At 62.4% G+C, this 20548-nt stretch carries 14 protein-coding genes; 4 read left to right on the forward strand and 10 right to left on the reverse strand.

Annotation, left to right across the window (positions count from 1 at the left end):
• Positions 1-154: 154 nt before the first annotated feature.
• The gene (locus ACZZZM_RS15395) at positions 155-3697 is read right to left on the reverse strand and encodes an autotransporter domain-containing protein (protein ID WP_463595955.1); all 3543 of its coding nucleotides are present in this window, start codon (positions 3695-3697) and stop codon (positions 155-157) included.
• 225 nt (positions 3698-3922) lie between these two features.
• Here ACZZZM_RS15395 and ACZZZM_RS15400 point away from each other — a divergent pair, with 225 nt between their 5' ends.
• Entirely contained in the window at positions 3923-4174 is a 252-nt protein-coding gene (locus ACZZZM_RS15400) for a hypothetical protein (protein ID WP_463595956.1), read from the forward strand.
• A 43-nt stretch (positions 4175-4217) separates the two neighbouring features.
• Here the strand turns inward: ACZZZM_RS15400 and galU are convergent, their stop codons facing one another.
• Complete coding sequence (gene galU, locus ACZZZM_RS15405; RefSeq protein WP_463595957.1) at positions 4218-5087, reverse strand: UTP--glucose-1-phosphate uridylyltransferase GalU; 870 nt, start codon at positions 5085-5087, stop codon at positions 4218-4220.
• A 72-nt stretch (positions 5088-5159) separates the two neighbouring features.
• Complete coding sequence (locus tag ACZZZM_RS15410) at positions 5160-7283, reverse strand: S8 family peptidase (RefSeq protein WP_463595958.1); 2124 nt, start codon at positions 7281-7283, stop codon at positions 5160-5162.
• Positions 7284-7804: 521 nt separating this feature from the next.
• Between ACZZZM_RS15410 and ACZZZM_RS15415 the strand changes: the two genes are divergently transcribed.
• Both ACZZZM_RS15415 and wecB read left to right on the forward strand, forming a co-directional pair.
• A complete protein-coding gene (locus tag ACZZZM_RS15415) occupies positions 7805-9151 on the forward strand; it encodes a nucleotide sugar dehydrogenase (protein ID WP_463595959.1) in 1347 nt (448 codons plus the stop codon).
• A gap of 14 nt (positions 9152-9165) precedes the next feature.
• The gene (gene wecB / locus ACZZZM_RS15420) at positions 9166-10305 is read left to right on the forward strand and encodes a non-hydrolyzing UDP-N-acetylglucosamine 2-epimerase (RefSeq protein WP_463595960.1); all 1140 of its coding nucleotides are present in this window, start codon (positions 9166-9168) and stop codon (positions 10303-10305) included.
• A 62-nt stretch (positions 10306-10367) separates the two neighbouring features.
• On the opposite strand, the gene ACZZZM_RS15425 is transcribed toward wecB, so the two are convergent.
• The 7 genes from ACZZZM_RS15425 to ACZZZM_RS15455 all read right to left on the reverse strand — a co-directional run bounded on the left by ACZZZM_RS15425 (position 10368) and on the right by ACZZZM_RS15455 (position 19282).
• Positions 10368-11075 carry a class I SAM-dependent methyltransferase gene (locus ACZZZM_RS15425; RefSeq protein ID WP_463595961.1) on the reverse strand — a complete coding sequence of 236 codons (708 nt, stop codon included), beginning with the start codon at positions 11073-11075 and terminating at the stop codon, positions 10368-10370.
• Positions 11076-11284: 209 nt separating this feature from the next.
• Positions 11285-12319, reverse strand: coding sequence for a beta-1,4-glucuronosyltransferase WelK (gene welK, locus ACZZZM_RS15430; protein WP_463595962.1), 1035 nt, complete (start codon positions 12317-12319; stop codon positions 11285-11287).
• 75 nt (positions 12320-12394) lie between these two features.
• On the reverse strand, positions 12395-13675 hold the full coding sequence (locus ACZZZM_RS15435; RefSeq protein ID WP_463595963.1) for a hypothetical protein: 1281 nt from the start codon (positions 13673-13675) through the stop codon (positions 12395-12397).
• A complete protein-coding gene (locus ACZZZM_RS15440; RefSeq protein ID WP_463595964.1) occupies positions 13644-15854 on the reverse strand; it encodes a GumC family protein in 2211 nt (736 codons plus the stop codon). Before ACZZZM_RS15440 ends, ACZZZM_RS15435 begins: the two co-directional genes overlap by 32 nt.
• Before the next feature lie 28 nt (positions 15855-15882).
• A complete protein-coding gene (locus ACZZZM_RS15445; RefSeq protein ID WP_463595965.1) occupies positions 15883-16596 on the reverse strand; it encodes a polysaccharide biosynthesis/export family protein in 714 nt (237 codons plus the stop codon).
• A 19-nt stretch (positions 16597-16615) separates the two neighbouring features.
• Positions 16616-18001, reverse strand: a complete 1386-nt coding sequence (locus ACZZZM_RS15450; protein ID WP_463595966.1) for an O-antigen ligase family protein — start codon at positions 17999-18001, stop codon at positions 16616-16618.
• Between the two features lie 153 nt (positions 18002-18154).
• Positions 18155-19282: an NAD-dependent epimerase/dehydratase family protein gene (locus tag ACZZZM_RS15455; protein ID WP_463595967.1), complete on the reverse strand. Its 1128-nt coding sequence runs from the start codon at positions 19280-19282 to the stop codon at positions 18155-18157.
• A 54-nt stretch (positions 19283-19336) separates the two neighbouring features.
• On the opposite strand from ACZZZM_RS15455, the gene ACZZZM_RS15460 reads away from it, so the two are divergent.
• Positions 19337-20548: an acyltransferase family protein gene (locus ACZZZM_RS15460; RefSeq protein ID WP_463595968.1), complete on the forward strand. Its 1212-nt coding sequence runs from the start codon at positions 19337-19339 to the stop codon at positions 20546-20548.

Raw genomic sequence — 20548 nt, forward strand, 5'->3', positions numbered from 1 at the left:
AGGTTCGCGACGATGAGAAAGAGCCTCGCGACCCTTTCAGACCAAATCCTACATTGGAAGAAAAAACTCCCGGCGCGCACGCGTCACAAAAAAGGCCGGGGAAAGCGCTTCGATTTGAAGCGCCCTCCCCGGCCTGCTTTTGGTCGGCTCCGGCTTAGAAGCGGAAGCCGATCGAGCCGCGGACGCTGCGGTTCATCACGTCCCTGCGGCCGATGGTCGTCTCGGCGGCGATCGACACGTCGACCGAACCGGTGTTGACCGTCAGACCACCGGCGACTTCGGCCCAGTCGCGATCATGCGAGCTGAGGCGGAAGAGCGCACCCGGGCCCGCTCCGCCGACGAAGTTCGCCAGGAACGCTTCCGGACGATCGCCGAAGTCATAGACATAAGTGCCGGTGAGGAACGGCTTCACGGTCGCGCTGTTGCCGGCAAGCGTCAGTCCGCCGCGCAGCTGCGAGCTGCTCACCGGCTGACGGTCATAGACCATCGCGACAGGGCCGCCCGTTTCGGCGGTGCGCGAGAAGTCGATAAAGGTCGTGCGCCATGCCACGCGCGGCTTCACCGCAAGTGCCCCGGCGTCGAACTTGTAGCCCGCACCCACTTCGCTCGAGAAGGCGAGTGCGCTGTCATTGGCATCGAGCGTGTAGTTGGTGCCGACGAACGCCACCGTGCGGCGCGTGCGCGAGTCGAGGATACCGGCGGTAACCTGCGTATCGAGCGTGAAGCCGCTGGCCGACTGGTACTTACCGTAGAGCGTGCCCTGAACGAGGGTTGCCTTGGCCGAATGGGCCGCGACTGCGCCGTCGCTGTCCATCTTGCTGTAGGTCACGGCAAAACCGATCGCGCTTTCGTCGTCGATCAGCGTCTCGATGCCGCCTGCGACATACCAGCCATCGAACTTGTCACGACCCGTCGAGATCGCGGCAGGCATGGATGCACTGTCACCTTCGACATAACCGCCGGCGATGAACCCGCTCATATTCTCGGGCAGTGCGCCTTCCTGAACGGTCGCCTGCTCATTGCCGCCCATGACCATCGGAGCGACAAGGCTCGACATGTTGTTGAAGCTGGTCGAAGCAACGCGCAGCGGCTGGCCGATGCGCGCCATGGTGCCGCCGACCGATGGGATGTCGATTGTCTGGAGACGATCGCGGATCAGCCCCGAAGTCGAGTCGACCATTGCCGTGCCGAGCCCGCGAACGGTGGTTTCGGTGGTCGGCGCGAGGTTTTCCAGCGTTGCCCGGATCGTAGCGGCGCTCTGGAGATCAAGCGGGCCATAGATGCCGTCGAGGCCGGCTGCGCCCGCCCGGTTGGTGTCGAGCAACCTGGCATAGGCCAGCTGGACATTCGAGCCTGCATTTACGACCCCCGAATAGCTGCCGGCCTGCACGGCGAGGCGAACTTGCGTCGCCGTGTAGGTCACGGTGGGGCTGAGGATCGCGCTGAACGACAATGGCGTCTGGAAGGTGCCGGTGAGGCCGCCTTCCGCAGTTAGGATCGTGTAGTTCTGGCCCGCACGCAGCGCGTCGGTGAAGCCGATGGTCAGGCGTCCGCCCAGATTGGCCACGCCGTTCGTCGGCGCCGTGCCGTTGAACGTGGTCGCCTGCACGCGGATCAAGTCCGAGCTGCCGGTGCCCGACAGATCGACCATATAGGTCCCGCCCGAAGCCAGGATGACGTTGCCGCGGAAGGTCAGCGTGCCGACCGTTCCCGCCGTCGCCGGCGCAATCGTGCCCGCGATGTTGGTGAAGAAGGCCGAGGAGACAGTGCCGGTGCCGTTGAGGCCGCCCGACAGCATCAGATAATCGCCGGGCGTGTTGAGCGCGCCGTTGACCTGCATCGTGCCCGTTGCCTGGGTGATGTCCATCAGGCTGGTCAGCGAGCCGGCCGCGGCAATGTCGAGAACCGCCGTGCCGCCCGCGAGGGTGAAGCGATCGACGGTCGCAACCGTGTTGAGCGTGGTCGTGCCCGCTGCCGACAGCGTCACGTCGAAGTAACGCGGCGCGGTGTTCGTCAGGCGATTGCCGTCATTGTTGTTGGGCGTGAAATTGGTCGCGCCCGGCAGGCCGTTGGCCAGCGTTGCCGGCGGAAGTGCCAGCGTGGTGATGCCGCCCGTCTGCGATTCGAGCTGCGCATTGTCCTTGCTCAGCACCTGCGCCTGGAGCGAAGCGATCGACACGACATCCTTGTCGTCGGTCGCAACGCCCGTGATGGACGCGCTGGCGGGCGAATCTTCAGCCTGGCCGATCGGAGTGACGCTTACCGTATCGACGCCGGTGGCGATGTTACGGCACTCGCTAACCCCAGCCTGCTGGAAGCATGCTTGGCCCCAGCCCGGCGTGTTGCTGTTGCCCGTACCGAGATCGGTCGGAACCCCGTTAACGGCGTTGCCGCCGCTGAGAATCATGTAGTTGGGATCGAGCGTCGTCACCCAACGAGTCGCATCGTTCCAATTGCCGTTGCCGGCAACATTGGTGACATAGTGATACGGGTTGTTGGCCGCGATCCAATCCCAGTAAAGGTACAGCGGCTGATAGAAGCCCGCGGTGCCATAGCCATTGGCGGGCTGGCCGGTGAAGAAGCGGGTATAGCCGCCCGAGAGCACGCCGATGACCAGCTGGCGCGCATAAGCGCGGTCGAGGATCAGCGGGCCGCCCGAATCGCCCTGCGACGTGATGCCTTCGTTGGGCAGCGCATTGTCGCGCCAGGCATTGAAGTCATAGGGGCTGGCCGCAGCCGTACCACGGCGGGGATCGTCGAAATCCATCCAATAAAGGTTCTGCGGATTGGTCGCGTCGGTGGTGCCGGTCGGGCCGAACAGGAACTGCTCGAAATCGCCGAGCGACGCGAGGCCGCCGATCATGTTTTCGGCAAGACGGCGGCGATAGTCAGAGCCTGCCGCGCCGCCCTGGCCGGTGCCGTTGTTACCATAGCCGGTGATCGCGACATGATAGCCGGTGCCGGCCGCCCCGGCAGTGGCCGGGGCGGGAAGCTGCGAGAAGAGCAATGCCCAGGTCGGGATGCCCTTGGCCGGCGTATCGAGCGACGCCATTGCGATATCGGCATAGAGGAAGCCGGCAGCGTTCGCTTCGTTCGACAGCGGGTTATAGCTGACATAGTTCGAATTGTAGAAAGCCTGCGCCGTGTTGGTCTGGTACTTGCCGGCGCCGCCGGTTCCGCCCAGCAGCCAGCGCACCAGCTCGTCGGTCTGACCCGCCGCATTGGCGCGGGTGTTGGTCTCGAAGCCGAAGCCGATCGCCGTACCGCCCGAATTGGCGCCATAGCTGTTTGCCGGGGCATCGTTCACGCAGTGCGCGGCGAAGATCACGGTGCGTGGATTGATCAGCGTGCCGGTGCACAGGCCGATAAAGCCGCCGCCCTGATCGACGATCATCTGCGCGACGCCGGTGATGTTGACCGGATCGCGCGCCGTGGTCGGCGTGCCGGGGTTGGCGATCAGGATCTCAGGGTCCGCTGCGGTGACCGAAACCGAGCCGGCGCCATTCTGGGCCTCCCGGACGATTTCGCTGATATCGACTCGCGGCGTATCGTCCTGCGCGGTGATCTCGCCCGAAGTCGGGCGATCGAGCGCCGGCGCGCTCTGCGCGAAGGCAGTGCCGGCGGTCGCCAGGCTCATGCCTGCGGCCGATGCCAGCAGTGCAGCGCGAACCATGCGCGGATTGCGTACCAATGTCATTACGTGCCCCTTTTGATTCGGGAGTTGCCAACTCTTCCAAGCTGGGCACGCTATTCCTCTATTCGTGCGCGTCAAGCGCGTTGCGCGGCAATCTGTGGTTTTTAAGCAACTTATCGCTCCTATTCTTTACACGAATTGTCGGGATCGTGCGGAACAGTTGCCTGCAGCTATCAGTTTTGACTGCATCTTGCGGATTTTGCCCGCCGTCCTTCATAGGAGCCTATTATGCCCGGTATTCTCACTTCCATCTTCGACCAAGAGTCCGATTCCACAGGACCCAGCGAAAACATGGGCCAGGCCTATGTTTCGCCGGACGACAATTTCGAGGACGATGGCGACGGTACTCAGGGCACGCAGAGCTTCAACCCCGCGGCGGACAACGCCAATGATGGCGGCGCCGGCGACGTGGGTGGCCCGGTCGGCCCGCCGACCAACATCTATCTCGAGGACCAGGGAGGCGAGGCCTCCGGGTTCTGAGCGCTTGGCGGGCGGCGGAGGCTTCTCCGCCGCCCGCCCCTGCTCAGCCGCAATGCTTCGAGACGAAGTCGCGGATCGACGGCGCGATATCCTCGCGCTCAAGCGCGACGGCGAGGTTTGCCTGGATGAAACCGGCCTTGTCGCCGCAATCATAGCGTACGCCGTCGAACGTCAACCCGTGAAAGGGTTGCTCGCCGATCATGCGCGCCATCGCGTCGGTCAGCTGGATCTCGCCGCCGGCGCCCTTGCCCTGCCCTTCTAGCACGCGCATCACTTCGGGCTGGAGAATATACCGCCCGATCACCGCGAGGTTTGAAGGAGAAGTCCCGCGGGCGGGCTTCTCGACCAGCCCTTGCACTTGAGTCAGCGCGCCGCTGCGCGTGCCGGGCGTGATGATGCCGTATTTGTCGGTGGCGTCGTCCGCGACTTCCATCGCGCAGATCATGTTGCCGCCGGTCTGATTGTAGGCATCGACCATCTGCTTGAGGCAACCGGGGCTTCCCATCATGAAATCGTCGGCGAGCAGCACTGCAAAAGGTTCGTCGCCGACGATGTCGCGCGCGCACCAGACGGCATGGCCGAGCCCCATCGGCTCCTGCTGGCGGACATAGGCGACTGCGCCGGGCTTGAGGCGAGTCGCTTCGAGCACTTCCAATGACTTACCGCGCGATGCCATGGTCGTCTCAAGCTCATAGGCGATGTCGAAATGGTCTTCGATCGCGGATTTGCCGCGGCCGGTGACGAAAATCATCTGCTCGATCCCGGCCTCCAGCGCCTCGTCGACGGCATATTGGATCAGCGGGCGATCGACGATCGGCAGCATCTCCTTCGGCAGCGCCTTGGTAGCAGGAAGGAAACGCGTGCCCAGTCCCCCGACGGGGAACACGGCCTTGCGAAGTGGCTTGATCGACATACAGTCCTTTTCATTCTCGCGCAGGCTGCGCCTTTAGCCTTGAGCGGGCAGGCGCGCAATTCGTGGGCGGTGTCAAAAACCGAAGTTGAGGCGGACCGCGGCTCCATGATCGGTCGGCATCGTCGCGAAGTTTCCGGGCTGGCGGCGGAGGAACAAATTGCTGCTGATATCGCCACCGAGGAACGGCCAGCTATAGGCCAGTTCGAGATCCATTTCGCGGCCCGTCGGCGCCAGATTGAAGCGCGTCACGTTCCAGCTATCGACGCTCTGAGTGTAATAATCCCACCCGCCGGGCAGCCGCAGGTCGATCGCGCCCGTGGCGACGCGGAGCGGCTGGGCGATGCGGATACCGAAGCGATCGTCCGCGATCAGCAAGTCCGTCTTGGCGATATCGGCGGCAAAGGCATTGGTGCGGATCAGCCCCGAACCGCCGATGCCGCCGCGCAGGCGCGCCTGGGTCCAGCCCTGGCGCATCGATCCGCCCAGGCTCCAGCCCTGGCCCATATCGTAGCGGAGGGCGAAATCCATGAAGACGCTATCGGCCCGCGTGGCCCCCAGCGCTCCCGAAAAGCGCGCGCCCAGCAGCGTGTCGGACTCGTTGAGGTGCGTCAGGTTCAGGCCGGCACGAAGCGCTCCGAAATTCCGGTCCAGCCCCAGGCTGGTCCGCATATAGCCGAATCGCTCGGCCCTGCGCCGCAGCGCTGCGAACTGCGTATCGCGCCGCGTCAGAACCTCGCCCGCCTCCTCGCCGAACGTGACGCCCCACGAGCCGAACTGACGGCGAATCGCGGCCGAGCCCTTCACGTCGACATCGAACCCCGAATTGTGCGTCGGGTCGCGCGCGATGAGGAAGGCGGGCTCGGGGCGCCCTGCCAGCCGGGCGGACAAGGTGTTCACGCCCTCCGATGCACCGATCGCGAATTGCATCTTGCTGCCCAGCCGCGCGACGACCGATCCTGCCAGCACCTTGGCGCGCGCCGCATCGCTGCTGCCGATCCCCAGCCGCTCGATCCGCACCGAATCGTGCGTCGGGACCAGCGAGACGGCGACTTTCATATCGTTGAGCCCAACCGAGAAGCTGCGCTGGCGTGAGGCCATAAGCTGCGGCAATTGCCGCGCCGGCCCTTCGCGCTGGATCGTCCGCGCGAGATCAGTGGCGAAGGCGCGGTCGAAGCCGTCGAGCACGACGACGCCGAGGGAGCCCTGCGCAGCGTCCCCCATCGGCACCGACAGCGCAGCGTTGAAATTGTCCGAAGTCGGCGCGCGCGAGCCGGCGAGCGACGTCGTGCCGACCGGCTGAAACGCACGCGTCAGATCGAGCACGCCGCGGCCATAGACCGCATCCGTTCCCGCCGCGCCTGCATCACGGGCGGTGGTCAGCAGCAACTGGACGATCTGCGCGCCGCTGAGGTTCGGAAAAGCCTGGGCCAGCAACGCGACGGCGCCGGCAATCTGCGGCGCGGAAAAGGACGTGCCCGACCATAGGAACGGCGTGTTCTCATGGTCCGGCGCGCGGACGCGTTCTCCAACGGCGGCCAGGAAGACCTGTTGGCTGGTGCCTGCGCGGTTCGAGAAGCTCGAGATATTATCATTGGCATCGACCGAGCCCGCGACGATAATCAACCCCCGCGAAACGCCGGGGTCGGTCGCGGGTGCCGCGGCGAAATCGTCCGGGTTGAGGGCATCGGGTCCATCATTGCCGGCCGAAATCACAAGGACGATTCCAGCCTGGGTTGCCCGATCGATCGCCTGGAGCAGCACCGAATTCGGCGCCGAACCGCCCAGCGAGATATTGACGACGCGCGCGCCGCCTATCCTCGCCGCGTCCAGCCCTTGTGCGATCGCGGCGTCGGAAAAACTGCAGCCGCTGTCCTTGTCGCTCGCGGTCGCGCAGCTGCCCGGTCGATCGGCGCGGGCGACGATCAACTGCGCATCGAAGGCGACGCCATGCGTGCCCGTATCGTTGCGGCGTCCCGCGATGGTGAAGGCGACGGCGGTGCCATGCCCGTCTTCATCGTCGACCGTCGCGCCGCCGCCCGTGCTCTGCGAGAAGCTGGTGATCCGGCAACTGCCCGTGCCGACACCGCCCGAGCAATCGCCGAACTCGGCGCTCTGCAAGTCGATGCCTGAATCGATCACCCCGACCTTGACGCCCGATCCGGTCCCACCGCGATTATAGGCGGCGAGAGCATTCATCGAGACCGCGCCCTCAGTCGCCCGATATTCGGCAGTGTCATAGGTTGGCGCTGGCGAAGGGGTCGGCGTTGGTGCGGCCGTCGGGGCCGGAGTGGGTGCGGGTGCGGGACTGGGCGCCGGTGCCGGCGGCGTGTTGACGCCTCCGCCCCCACTACCACCGCTGCATGCTGCCGCGAGGAACAGAACAGTGAGAGCCGCGGACCGGTTCAGCCTGGCGCGAAATTGCCCGTCCATGTTTCCGTCTCCCCGCCTTACGCATACGCGTAAGCATTTTCGCAGATTTTATCGTAGGTTAACGCCAAGTCGAGCCCTGCGAACTTCGCCACTGGCATATACCGATAGCTAATAAGGGCAAGCGAGGATTGGCGAGTTTTCAGATGTCTCGCAGTTGCCTCTTCTGCACAGGGACACCAGCCATCGAGACCTGACTGGCCTTTCCCGCCGAAATCCGCAGCTATCGTTATCGAAACTGAAACCGTCCTCGGGCGAAGGTGCTGCGCGCGCCTGACGATGGGGACCTTATGAGTATCGAACAACCAGCCCATGGGCTGAAACTGCAAACGCGGATCGAGAGCCAGGCGGCGACGATCGGCATCGTCGGCATGGGCTATGTCGGTCTTCCGCTGGCGGTCGCGTTTGCCGAGGCGGGTTGCCCTGTCCTCGCGCTCGACATCGATCAGACCAAGATCGACGCACTCGCCGCCAGCCGAAGCTATATCAAGACCATCGAGAGCCCGCGGCTTGCGCCCCTGATCGCGGACGGGACGCTGGTTCCCAGCGCGGACATGTCCCGGATTTGCGACGCGGATGTCGTGGTGATCTGTGTGCCGACGCCGCTCTCGCGCCATCTCGAACCCGATCTGAGTTATGTCGAGCAGACGACCCGCACGATCGCCGCGCATCTGCGGCGCGGCCAACTCGTCATTCTCGAATCAACGACGTACCCCGGGACCACCCGCGAAGTGATGCAGCCCATCCTGGAAGCCGGCGGCTTGCGATCCGGGCGCGACTTCTTCCTGGCTTATTCCCCCGAGCGGGAAGATCCGGGGAATGCGACATTCTCGACGACCAAAATCCCCAAGGTAGTCGGCGCGGACGACCCCGCGTCCGCGGCTTTGGCACTTGCGCTATATCGACATATCGTGCCGCAGGCGATCGGGGTATCCTCGACTGCCACTGCCGAGGCAGTGAAGATCACCGAGAATGTGTTCCGCGCGGTCAACATTGCGCTCGTCAACGAGCTCAAGCTGGTCTTCACCGCCATGGATATCGATGTCTGGGAAGTGATCGACGCGGCCAAGTCCAAGCCGTTCGGCTTCATGCCGTTCTATCCCGGCCCGGGTCTTGGCGGTCACTGTATCCCGATCGACCCCTTCTACCTCACCTGGAAGGCGCGCGAATATAATCAGCACACGCGCTTCATCGAGCTCGCCGGACAGATCAATGCCGGCATGCCCGAGCATGTAATCCGCGTGCTCGCCGATACGCTGGACGCGCGCACCGGCCGGGGATTGCGCGGCGCACGCATTCTCGTGCTAGGCGTCGCCTATAAGAAGAACGTCGAGGATATTCGCGAGAGCCCATCGCTGCGGCTGATGGAACTGCTCGAAGCGCGCGGCGCCACTGCAGACTTCCACGATCCGCATGTCGCCCAGATCGACAACACCCGCGAGCACCCGACGCTCAACTTCCGCAAGAGCATCGCCTGGGACCCAGCAGCGATCACCGAATATGACGCAGTCCTGATCGCGACCGATCATGACGGCGTCGATTATGCCGGGCTCGCCGATGCCGCGAAGCTGGTGGTGGACACGCGCAACGCTTGCGGCAAGGCCGGCGTCACCCGCGCAAATATTGTCCGGGCGTAACGTAGGATCATCGCATGCCTGACACGGCGCTCCGCAAAGTTCTCCTGGTCTTCGGCACCCGGCCGGAAGCGATCAAGCTGTTCCCGGTCGCACGCGCACTCGCCGAAACTCCAGGGCTGCAGGTCCGAACCTGCGTGACGGCACAACATCGCGGATTGCTAGACCAGGTGCTTTCGATCGCCGGGCTCACCCCCGATATCGATCTCGATCTCATGGAAGCGGGCCAGACGCTCGACCAGCTCACCGCCCGCCTGTTGACCGGGCTGGGCCGGGTCATGGATACGGAAAAGCCGGATCGCGTGATCGTTCAGGGCGACACGGCGACTGCCATGGTCGGCGCGCTGGCCGCTTATTACCGCAAGATTCCGGTCAGCCATATCGAAGCAGGCCTCCGCTCAGGCGATATCTACCAGCCCTGGCCCGAGGAAGTGAACCGCCGGATCGTGGCGCCGATCGCAGACCAGCATTTCGCACCGACCGAGACTGCGGCGGAAGCGCTGCGCCGCGAGAATGTCGATCCCGCAACCATCCATGTGACCGGCAACACTGTGATCGACGCGCTACTGGCCACGCAGCAACAAATCGCGCACGATCCGTCGCTCGCTGCCGGGCTCGACGATCTCGCGGCGCGCTTTGCTAGGAAGCGGATCGTCCTGGTCACCACACATCGTCGGGAGAATTTCGGCGGCGGGATGGAAAGCATTGCTCGCGCACTCGCGCGTATCGCAGACCGCGATGACGTGGCGATCCTGTTTCCGATGCACCCCAACCCCAATGTCGTCGCGGCGATGAACGGCGTGCTGGGCGAACGGCCCAACGTCGCACGGATCGATCCCCTCGATTACCCGCATTTCATCCGCGCGCTCGGGCTCTGCGAAATCGTGCTCAGCGATTCTGGCGGCGTCCAGGAGGAAGCCCCTGCCCTCGGCAAGCCCGTCCTCGTGATGCGCGAGACCACTGAACGCCCCGAAGGCGTCGCGGCCGGCACTGCGAAGCTGGTTGGCACGGACGAGAACCGCATAATGTCTGAACTGACTAAGCTACTCGACGAACCCGCCGCCTATTCAGCCATGGCGCGTGCACATAATCCGTTCGGCGACGGGCATGCTGCGGCGCGTATCGCGGCGATCGTCGCGGATGGTTTCGCGCGCTGACCACAGCTAGTCCGCACCGTCGATCGCCTCCGATAAAGGCGCTCGACATGCGGCAACGCCGTTCACTTATAGGCGGTTATGTACGCGTAGCTTGTGTACCACGACCATTCGTTCGAGGCCGCCAAACTCGACAGCGAATTCTCCAACTCCCGCACAAGCGGAATCTTGTCGTAATATTCGTGGCCGTAGAAGTGCCGGAACTCGACCTTCCGATACCCAAGATCTGCGAACAGTCGACGCATCTTGTCGCTGTCTCCCCGGCAAACCGAGTAATAGGCCGGGAACTTAGGAGACACCGTTTTCCGAATCGGGAAAAAGGTAGTGAGCATCTTGCGAGTCAGCCGTTCGGGCAGCAACCGGTTGACGATAAAGGGCGACGCATACAGCGTCGGAATCAAGTGAAACGCGACGCCGCCCGGCTTGAGTACTCGGTGCACATTGCGATGCATCTGACGCCCGTTGCGGACATGCTCTGCTAGAAACCGCGAGAAAACGACGTCATACCGGCCCTCGAATTGCGAGGCATCGCCGCCGACGTCGAAGCACGCCTTTTGATACTCGGGCGCAGCAAGCGCGAGTTCGTCGGGGCTGATATCGTTGACAGTGTAGCTCGCGACGCTCTTCGGCATATCCGAGAGCGGAAAAGAAGGAAAACGCCCGCCGCCAAGCTCGAGGATAGCGGCGTCGGGATATGACCCGACTATCGATTTAAGATTCTCATCGTAGCTATCAAAAGCAGTCCGCCACTGTTTACCGATTTCGATCGTCATTTAAGCCACCTGCAAGAACGCGCGCCTCTTGGAACAGAGGCCTGACCCTGTCAAGGAACCGGCTTCTCCCCATTTGGGGCGGTTCGGCCTTCGGCAGCCATCCCCCCACATTGCGGGGGGCTTCCTATATGACGGCCTTGGAGCGGTGGAGGCCGGCCATCGCCTCGAACGAGAGCACGTCAGGGGCTGCGAGACCCAAGGAAGCAGAATCAGCCTCGACTTTCGGAGAGGGCGGCTAAGATTCCCGACAGCGCTACAGTAAGCGGCCCGTGATCGGTGGTGGCAACGACCGGGCGTGCTGCGCGCCGTTCATTGATTGCTGCCAGCAGCGCATCTGCGGTCTCCACAGAGCCGACCAGTCCGCGCGCGCTGAATGCGCGGGTGATCTCCGCTTGATGATTATCATAGTGCTCGCCCCGCTCAAACTCACGCGGCATCGCTACGACGCGACATCCCTCCCTCAAGGCTGTGACCAGCGACCCTACGCCGCCATGGCAGAGCACGAGGTCCGCACGCTGCAGATAATCGCGCATCTCGGAAAAGGGCAGCGTTTCGACGGCTTCGATTGACGAAGGTTGGGCTCCCCCTACCCCCACCTGGGCAACTATTCGCTCAGGAATCTCCCCGCGTTCCTTCAACGCCGAGACTGCCAGCACCAGTCGATCGAACGGCAAGGTCGCGCCGACGGTGACAAACAGCAATGGCTCCTTGGCCGGTCGCGGCACGAGCAGCTCGCGCACCGGATCAAAGATCTCATAGCCTGGCCAGACATTCGCAAGCCCCGGTGCCTGGGCAAAGCGGCGATAAGCGATTGGCGCCACGATGCGGGCAAAAAGCGAAGGACGATCGAAACGTGCCAGCGATTCGATGAGGATTACCTTCGCGCCGAACAACCGGGCGAATAATACACTTGGATAGACGGCGCCGGCACCTGTCGTCACGACGACGTCCGGCCGTTCGCGGATCATGATTCCGAACGCTTGGATCATACTCCGCATCGCCGTAACGAGCATCCGGACAGGGGCGCCCAACCGAGCCTGACCCATCGCGAAATGACGGACGAAATAAGTTCGATTGGGGCCGGTCAGGCTCCGGCCCAGTGCAGTATCCTCGGTAATGAGAAAATGGTCGAAGCCCGACCAAGCCGGTGCCGTTTCGAACAACTCGTGCACATGTCCCCCGCCCGAGGCAGCCACGCAAACGCGGAGCCCCGTACGAGCGCGATCACGGGGCAAGCCGCCCATCAACGAGCGCCCCGGACGCGGATATATCGATCGGATTCAGGCTGGATCCAGCGAAACATCAATGCAGGCATCAGATCATCCAACTCGCGCTAAGGCGATCCCGCCGATCTGAAACTCCGCACCCTCCCGGCCTTCAGCAAGCGCCGCGTCGATCCTCATCATCAGAGCGGGACAGCCGGCCGGCACGGCGAAGGTACCCGGCGCTGCACGTGGCGCGGAAGCCGTAACGATCTTGGCCTCCCACAGGCTTTCAGATCGGCCCAGACACGCGACCCGAAAGTTCAAGGTGAGCGGGTCTCCGCCTTCGAACTGCATCGCGCGGACATCAACTCGGTAAGACCCGGGAGACACAAGTGCCATCTTGCGCGCGATCGTGCTTGCAGTCCGCGGCTGAAGTGATCCGCGGATGGCGAGCGCCTGGTCGTCGTCCTGGACGATCGACTGCGATATCATGTCGGTCTGGGCCAGGTCCCATACAGCGGGCCGCGGATCCGATGCCGTGGATTCCTGCGTCAGCGCGAACGATCGCGCGGCGGCCTGCGGGAAACCACGCACAGTACGATAAAAACTATCGACCTGGGACGGCTGCGCCTCGGCAATCAGCCGTCGCAACAATTCCGCCTCGCGGCCAAGATATTCTTCGGTAGGAGGCAAACCGCCGACCCGCATGAGCATCTCGGCGAACAGGGCCGGCTTCGTCGTGTTTCGGATCGCGTAGGTTAAGAACGCGCCCAGCCAGGGCGGCGGTGACGTAAGATAGGACCGGAATGCGCCCCATAACGCCCGATCCTCAAGGGCGGAGGTCAAGACGGGAAACAAGACCTCCCCGCTGCCCAATTGGTAACGCAGAGCGGTGTCATAATGCCGAAGCGCCGCCGGCACATCCTCTCGAGACACTGCGTGCTCGATCATGAAAAGCTGCGTGCCGAGGTCACGGCGAGTCAGCGCGTCGGCAACGCTGAAACGAGCGAGGGTCGCCGCTGAGTCGCCCTGTTGCGCGGCGATATAGCCAAGCAATCGCATTGCTGGGCCGTTCATGGCCAACTCGTTGAGCGACCGCCGGGCTAATCGGTCAATTGTCGCCAGAGTGGCTGGGTTTGCCGATCCGCCGTCGGTGGGGATCAGTGCAGCGGCGGCGCTGGACAAGGCGATGGGATCCCGCGGCGCCAGCCTGAGCGCCGCTTCCGGACTGGACCGCCGCAACGAAGTGGAAACGGAATCCGTCAGTGCCCACCAGGCGATCACACCGGCGAGTACGAGCACCGCAACCCGCACCAGAAGGCCAGGATTCAATCTCCATTTCGAATCCCCAGCCAACCTCACGTCAGGCGGCCGTACTTTCGTCGTCACGGCCATAGCCATAGCCATAGCCATAGCCATAGCCCGAGCCGCTCTGCTTCTGCTGCTTAGTCAGGACCCCGCCGAAGAGTTGGGTATGCGTGGCGCGCAGGCGATCAAGCGAAGCGATAACCGCTCGAGCTGCCGGCCCCTGAGCTTCGACCACGAATACAACCCCTTCGCACGCGGCGGCAATAAGGGGCGCGTCGGCGAGGCCGAGGACGGGCGGCGCATCGATCACGACGTGATCGAACGTTTCGCTCAGCTCGCCCAGCAATTCGCGAAGCCGCGTGCTGCTTAGCAATTCCGCCGCGCTCGGCGGAGTTTGCCCGGCCGTCATGACATACAGATTGTCCAGCGGCGTGGGCTGAACGAACTTCGCCAGTTCGGTGTCGCCAGAGAGGTAATTGCTCAGCCCATTAAGTTGGGTGATATCGAAATACTGGTGCAGCGAAGGCGAGCGCATGTCGCCATCGAGCAAGAGCACCCGCTTGCCGCCACGGGCAATGACCGAAGCTATTGCAAGACTCGTCGTCGTCTTACCCTCGCCGGGTCGAGTACTGGTGACCATGAAGGTCCGCGGGATGCCGTGATCAGTGGAGAAAGCCAAGTTCGAGCGAATGGCGAAGTACGATTCCGACATTACCGAACGTGGATCGCTCAGCATGCGGCTGGCGTTACTAGCTTCGCTGATCTCAGGAACCGCGCCCAGCAACGGAACCTTCAATATTCTTTGGACGTCGGCCGGAATGCGAAGGCTTTGATCGATGTGTTCCAGCGAGAACGTCGCACCTGCCGCAAGCGCCACGCCAAAGACCAGCGCGATCAGCAGATTCAGGCGAATATTAGGCGAGGACGGACCGCTCGGGACCTTTGCTGCATCGACGATCGAGATGTTATTTGACGACACGCCTGCGAAACCAATCTCCTTGTAACGCTGCAGCAGGCCCTCATACAGCTGGCGATTGGTATCCACCTCGCGCTGAAGCACGTTGTACTGGATGTTGTCGCGCTCCTGCCCAGTTAGCTGCACAGTAAGCCGTTCGACCTGGCGCCGGAGCTCATTTTCCCGGGCCATAGCGCTTTGATATTCAGAGGTCGTGCCTCCCGATACGCGCGCTTCCTCGCGAGAAATCGCGGAGCCAAGCGAGTCAATTTGCTGCTTAAGCGCCTGGGCCGCGGGATAGCCCGGCTCGTATTGAACCATCAATCGAGCGTATTCGCCCTGTGCTTCAGCGCGACGCTGGCGAAGCGCCGAAATGGCCTGATTGGTGAGCGCTTCCGGCGAGACGCCCGCACCGATCTTCGCCTGGGCAGCAATGCGCAACGCAACCGCATCAACCAGCGCCTTGTTGAGAGCCTCGAGATCCGCTGCAACAAGCGTGCGATCGGTGCGCGTCTTGCCGTCCTGCATCGTCGTGCTCAAGGTGATGATGTTCTTTTCCGTCGCGTAGTTTACCAGCTCACGCTCCGATTCCTGCAGGCGCGCACCCAGTTTTTCCAAGCGCTCCTCAAGAAAACGCCGGGCATCCGCCGTGGAGTCGAACTGGCGGTCGACGCTGGACATCATGAATTGCTGGACCCAGGTGTTCGCGATCAACGCGGTCAGCTCGGGATCGGCAGAAGTATAGCGGACATCGACGAGCGCCGACCGCGGTATCGGGACGATCGCGACATTCGCCAGCAACAACCCCACTGCCATCCGTTCACGCGCCTGCATGATCGAAGCGCTGGGCGGACGACCGGCGACTGCCTTCGGGTCAGTCACGGGCTCGACCCCATGGGCTGCAAAGAAACTCGGTTTCGAAGCCAGCTTCAGTGTCCGCACAATCCGTTCGGCAAGGCTGCGCGCTTCGAGCAATGAATATTGAGTCTGATAGAATTCGAGACTGCTGCTGGCGGCGGACGGATCCACGCCTTCCACATTAGTAACGCGCTTTTGCTCGCGATTGATCTCCAGCCGCGCGCCCGCCGTGTACTGCGGCGTCTGCATCAGCGTAAATACAAAGCCTGCCAGTAGCGATGCGAGAATAACGCCGACGATGACCCATCGCCAGCGCAGAACCATCTGCCAATATTCGAGCAGAACCGGCGTCGCACGCGCGCTGCTGCCAAAGCGCTGCTCGCTGTCCTCCACCGAATTAGCGCCATCGGGGAATTCAACGAGGAGTTCCTTGTTGGTCGCGGAATTTATCATTTGCTGGGTCTCGAAAACAGGTAAAAGTCTAGCGGAAGACATAGATCAGCGGCGCAAATAGTGCCGAAGCTCCGACCAAGTCCTTGAACAGGCGACGCCGCGGAGAATCGCCAACAACGACGATGTCGTTGGCGTACACTTCCGGATCAGCGTAGGTACCCCGGCGTATCGCCTTTAGATTATAGAGCGCCGCCATCTTCTGCCCTGCAACCGTGCGGAAGACGACGACATCATCTTGTCGCGCGAACTCGCCGAGCCCCTTAGCGGTAGCTACCGCGCGCATCAGCGTCATCCGGCCAATCACCGGATACAAGCCCGGCTCACGTACTTGACCATCGACGGTGATTACCTGACTTACGGTCTCCTGCAGGTTCACCGTCACCTGAGGGTCGCGAATAAACTCACCTTGCAGCCGCGATCGAATTAATTTCGCGACTTCTTCAGGTGACAGGCCCCCTACGGAAATCGTGCCGACCAGAGGAAAGGACAACCGCCCGCCAGCATCGACCTGAACCTCACGCTGGGCCAGATCGGGCACGCCGAACACATCGATCTTCAGTTTATCGAACGGCCCTACTAGATAAGTACGGTCAAGCGTGACTTGATCCTCGGCGGTCGGCGGGGGCAACTGCGCCGCGTCCACCGCCATGACGGTCGAGCCACCCGAGCTCAGGCTCTTCGGCTCTCCAGCGCATGCCGATAAAGACAAGCCCAGCACTACCAAAATCAAGCGACGCGACATCAGTTCCCCACCACACCATTCAGATCGCACGAGTCTCGCCCCCACCCGAGGCCCGGGCAGGCGCAAGAGGCGAGGCGAGCCAGACTGTACATACCGATGCGATCATCGCGAGTATCGGCACGCGGACGGGATAGTCGACTATACCCGCGACGAAAAGCAATAAAATCACGACGCCCCCCGCCACGGCGCAGCGGAAAAGCTGGGAGGCGCCAGACGAGCGGAACAAGCGAAGCATATGGCGGGCCCACCACGCAATACCAGCGAGAAGCAAGATGAAGCCAAATAATCCGCCCTCGAGCCATATCTCAAGCGGCTCATTATGCGCGTGATTAAGATAAGAAGAGTCGATCAACGATAAGGGTTCGCCTTGCTGATATATCTCTACGAACGACCCGATGCCTGATCCAAAGGGGAAATAGGAGTTTGCTACGTTCAGAATCGGCATCCATACGATGAACCGCATCTCGTCGGCGCCTGAGCTTCCCATGAAACGCTCCACGGCGACGCTTCGAGTTATCAAGTATCCGCCGATAAGCGCCACTAGTATCGCCCCCGCCACCAATGCCAGCCGCACCTTGAGTGGCAGCCGGGCTCCACCCGTTCCCGGGCGAGACGGCCTGCGATAAATCAGCAACGAAATGCCGGCGGTGAGAACGAAAATCACAGAGCCAGCACGCGAACCTGTCGCGAGGACCAGCGGCAGGAGCGCAATGGCGGCGGCAAGGCAGCCGCGCCGACGCCACCGGCTACCCGCGGGATCGCTGGCCAACGCTGCAAGGGCGGGCAACAGACAACATAACAAGACCGCCTGGTGGTTCCGATTGGCGAGCAACCCGACCGCAACGCCCTCCGACGTAAAACGGTAAAGATGGATGAGGTCACGATTGGGCGCCATCGCCTGCATCGCACCCACGGCCGCGCTCAGCGCTCCGACGGCGAGGATGACAAGGAGGAGGCGCGCACGTTGCTCCGGGGTGCACCGGATTGCCAGGAGCAGCGCCGCCAGCGGTACAAATAAGGAATAAAAGCTGTTCCAAGCGCGCCAAGGCACCATCGCAAACGGCCGCCACGGCTGAGGCATGCCGGCAGCCGATGCGGCCTGCTCCATCACCGCCCGGCCTGGCAGGGCAGTCCAGATCGCGGGCGGAAGCGGGATGAGCTGCAGGATTATCCAGCCAAACAAGACCGCTACGCCGATGAAAACGCCTCGAAAATCGCGCAGGTCTTTCCTGCTAAGTCCCAGCAAGGCAATCGCCGCGAACAGAATTGCGATTGGGCGCAACACCATCAAGCCGGGGACGTCCGCTCGGGAGCTTCCTCCGACGAAGAGCGCCAGCGCGAACAGCGCGACCAGCATCCAGAAGACATAATTATCGCGCAGGTAGGCGCGCGTTATAGTCGTCACAGAGTCATCCCTCACCCACTAACTTAGCGCGACCACACACCCTGGCCGACCTTGCTAGCCACTGCAAATGGCTATGTCGGGGCCGGCGTCCTGATTGCCGAGATCTGCACGCAGCGCCCGCACTGGATATACTATTTTAGCTGCCCTTGGCCGTTATTTCATCAGCCCGCGCGCTTTCATCTCTGCAATAGAGCGATCGTAATCGCTTTCCTGCTCACCCTGGACCCTGGCCCATTCCACAAACCGAGCAATACCGCTTTCGAAATCATAGCGCGGGCGGAAACCAAGCTCGCGGCTGATCTTGGTCATATCGGCGAAGTTGTGGCGGATGTCTCCGAGCCGGAAATTGCCCGTGATGGTGATGTCGGGAGAAACGCCGAACAGGCGCGCCAAGGTCGCCGCGACCAAATTCACGCTGACCGGCACCCCGGTGCCGACGTTGAAAACCTGGTTTCCGGCGTCGGCGTGCTCGATGCCCAGAATTGTGGCCTCGACCACATCGTCGATATACACGAAATCGCGGCTTTCCTCGCCATCCTCGAAGATGTTGAGGCCCTTGCCGGCCATGATCAGGTTCGAGAAAATCGAGAGTATCCCGGTATAGGGATTGGAGAGCGATTGGCCTGGGCCGAAGACATTCTGGTAGCGCAGCGCCACACCTTCGACCCCGATCGTCGGGCAGACCGTCATCACCATCTGCTCCTGCACCTGCTTGGTGATGCCATAGACTGAAGATGGGTGGATCCTGGCCTCCTCATCGGTTGCAACCAGCTCAAGCCCGGCGGCTCCTTTGTGCTTCACCTCGAAATCGCCGGCGAGCATATCGACCTCCGCCCGATGTCCGGGATAAACCGCGGCGCCTTCGGAAGTTAGATATTTACCCTCGCCATAGATCGACCGGGACGACGCCACCACCACGCGGCGCACCGAATGTGCGCTGTTGGCAAGGATGTCGAGCATCGTCGCAGTGGCGCCAATATTGACCGCCGTGTAGCGCTCGATCTCGTACATCGACTGACCGGTGCCAGTTTCCGCAGCGAGGTGGACGACTATTTCTTGGTCATCCAAAACTCGTTCCATCGTCGCACGATCAGCAACGTCTCCGACCACAAGATCGACATGCCCGACGATGGATCGGTACAGAGGTGACGTCTCGGGATTCGCTCCATGTATCTGCCGTGACAGCGCATCGAGTATGCGGACCTGATGCCCTCGGGCAACCAGCGCGAGGGCCAGACGCGAGCCGATGAATCCGGCACCGCCGGTGATCAGGATATTCATGTTGTTCGTTGTCCGAGTTGAACTCCTTCCGGAGCGGTGCGCCTCCCGTAATGATTGGCCCAGATAAAGGCAATTAGCAGCGCCATGGGCCCGGTCTTGCGCGCTATCCAACCCGCCGTTACTCGAATAGCGACGACGGATGATCCGAGGGAATTTGAGCTGCCTACTTCGCTTTCCGGACCCGTCTCGCCGGGCGCAGTCGCCCCCCGAGACATGGTCGTGTCGATACAATATCTGCGCGGATTTGCCGCCCTGCTAGTCGTCCTGGTCCACCTGCAGGAACAACTCAAGCGGGCTGGCCACGCGATCGGGTTGATCGATTATGGGTCAGCCGGCGTCGACATCTTCTTCGTCATCAGCGGGTTCGTGATGTGGCACACATCGCAAAACCACCACCGCACGTTAGATTTCTATTATCGCCGCATCATCCGCATCGTCCCGCTATATTGGCTGCTTACGACGGTCATAGTGGTCATGCTAATGGTCTGGCCTTCGGCCATTCGCTCGGGACAGTTGGTCTGGCCTCACGTCATCTCCTCCTATCTGTTCATTCCCATGGCGCATCCCGTGGCGACTGATTCGATGTTTCCGACGCTGATCCCGGGCTGGACGCTCAACTACGAGATGTTCTTCTACGCGATCTTCGGCCTCGCGCTGCTTCTCCCGCGCAACTGGCGATTGCCGGCACTCGTCTTCGCGTTTGCGATGCTGGCTACCGCCTCGCTGGTAATACCGCGAGGGCTCAATGCCGGCTCTTTCTACACGGACCCAATCATCCTGGAATTCCTCCTGGGGATTTTCCTGGGCTGGCTATGCGATCGCGGGGCGGCGCTCGATCGGCGCTGGGGGGCGTTGCTAATTGCGGCGGGCGCCGCATGGATCGTCGCGCAGGTCGATGCTCATCGTGTTATCCGCAACGGTCTCGGCGCCGGCCTGCTGGTCTACGGCGCGGTGCTGATCGAGATGCGACGAAGCGTCCCCCGAAGCGCGGCGCTACTGCTGCTCGGTGATGCTTCCTATTCGCTCTACCTGATACATCCGCTCACAATGTCCATCGCCGCCCAGATCATTTCCAGGCTGATCGATATGCGTTCGGTCGGAGGTGGAATCGCCTATTCGGTCGTCGCCTTGGCCATATCGCTGATAATAGCGGTCATGCTGTTTCGCTGGGTGGAGATACCAGCATTGAGGCTATTACGGCGCGCTGGGCCAAAAGCGCGGCCGCCGGGTGACACACCCACTTCCCTGCCGAGCGCCCAGCAATAA

The sequence above is a fragment of the Sphingomonas sp. AC522 genome (assembly GCF_979258125.1).

Bases quoted from the DNA above. Each gene is read 5' to 3' on its own strand.
- ACZZZM_RS15395 (WP_463595955.1), bottom strand. From the start codon at position 3,697: ATGACATTGGTACGCAATCCGCGCATGGTTCGCGCTGCACTGCTGGCA.
- ACZZZM_RS15400 (WP_463595956.1), top strand. From the start codon at position 3,923: ATGCCCGGTATTCTCACTTCCATCTTCGACCAAGAGTCCGATTCCACA.
- galU (WP_463595957.1), bottom strand. From the start codon at position 5,087: ATGTCGATCAAGCCACTTCGCAAGGCCGTGTTCCCCGTCGGGGGACTG.
- ACZZZM_RS15410 (WP_463595958.1), bottom strand. From the start codon at position 7,283: ATGAATGCTCTCGCCGCCTATAATCGCGGTGGGACCGGATCGGGCGTC.
- ACZZZM_RS15415 (WP_463595959.1), top strand. From the start codon at position 7,805: ATGAGTATCGAACAACCAGCCCATGGGCTGAAACTGCAAACGCGGATC.
- wecB (WP_463595960.1), top strand. From the start codon at position 9,166: ATGCCTGACACGGCGCTCCGCAAAGTTCTCCTGGTCTTCGGCACCCGG.
- ACZZZM_RS15425 (WP_463595961.1), bottom strand. From the start codon at position 11,075: ATGACGATCGAAATCGGTAAACAGTGGCGGACTGCTTTTGATAGCTAC.
- welK (WP_463595962.1), bottom strand. From the start codon at position 12,319: ATGGGCGGCTTGCCCCGTGATCGCGCTCGTACGGGGCTCCGCGTTTGC.
- ACZZZM_RS15435 (WP_463595963.1), bottom strand. From the start codon at position 13,675: ATGGCCGTGACGACGAAAGTACGGCCGCCTGACGTGAGGTTGGCTGGG.
- ACZZZM_RS15440 (WP_463595964.1), bottom strand. From the start codon at position 15,854: ATGATAAATTCCGCGACCAACAAGGAACTCCTCGTTGAATTCCCCGAT.
- ACZZZM_RS15445 (WP_463595965.1), bottom strand. From the start codon at position 16,596: ATGTCGCGTCGCTTGATTTTGGTAGTGCTGGGCTTGTCTTTATCGGCA.
- ACZZZM_RS15455 (WP_463595967.1), bottom strand. From the start codon at position 19,282: ATGAATATCCTGATCACCGGCGGTGCCGGATTCATCGGCTCGCGTCTG.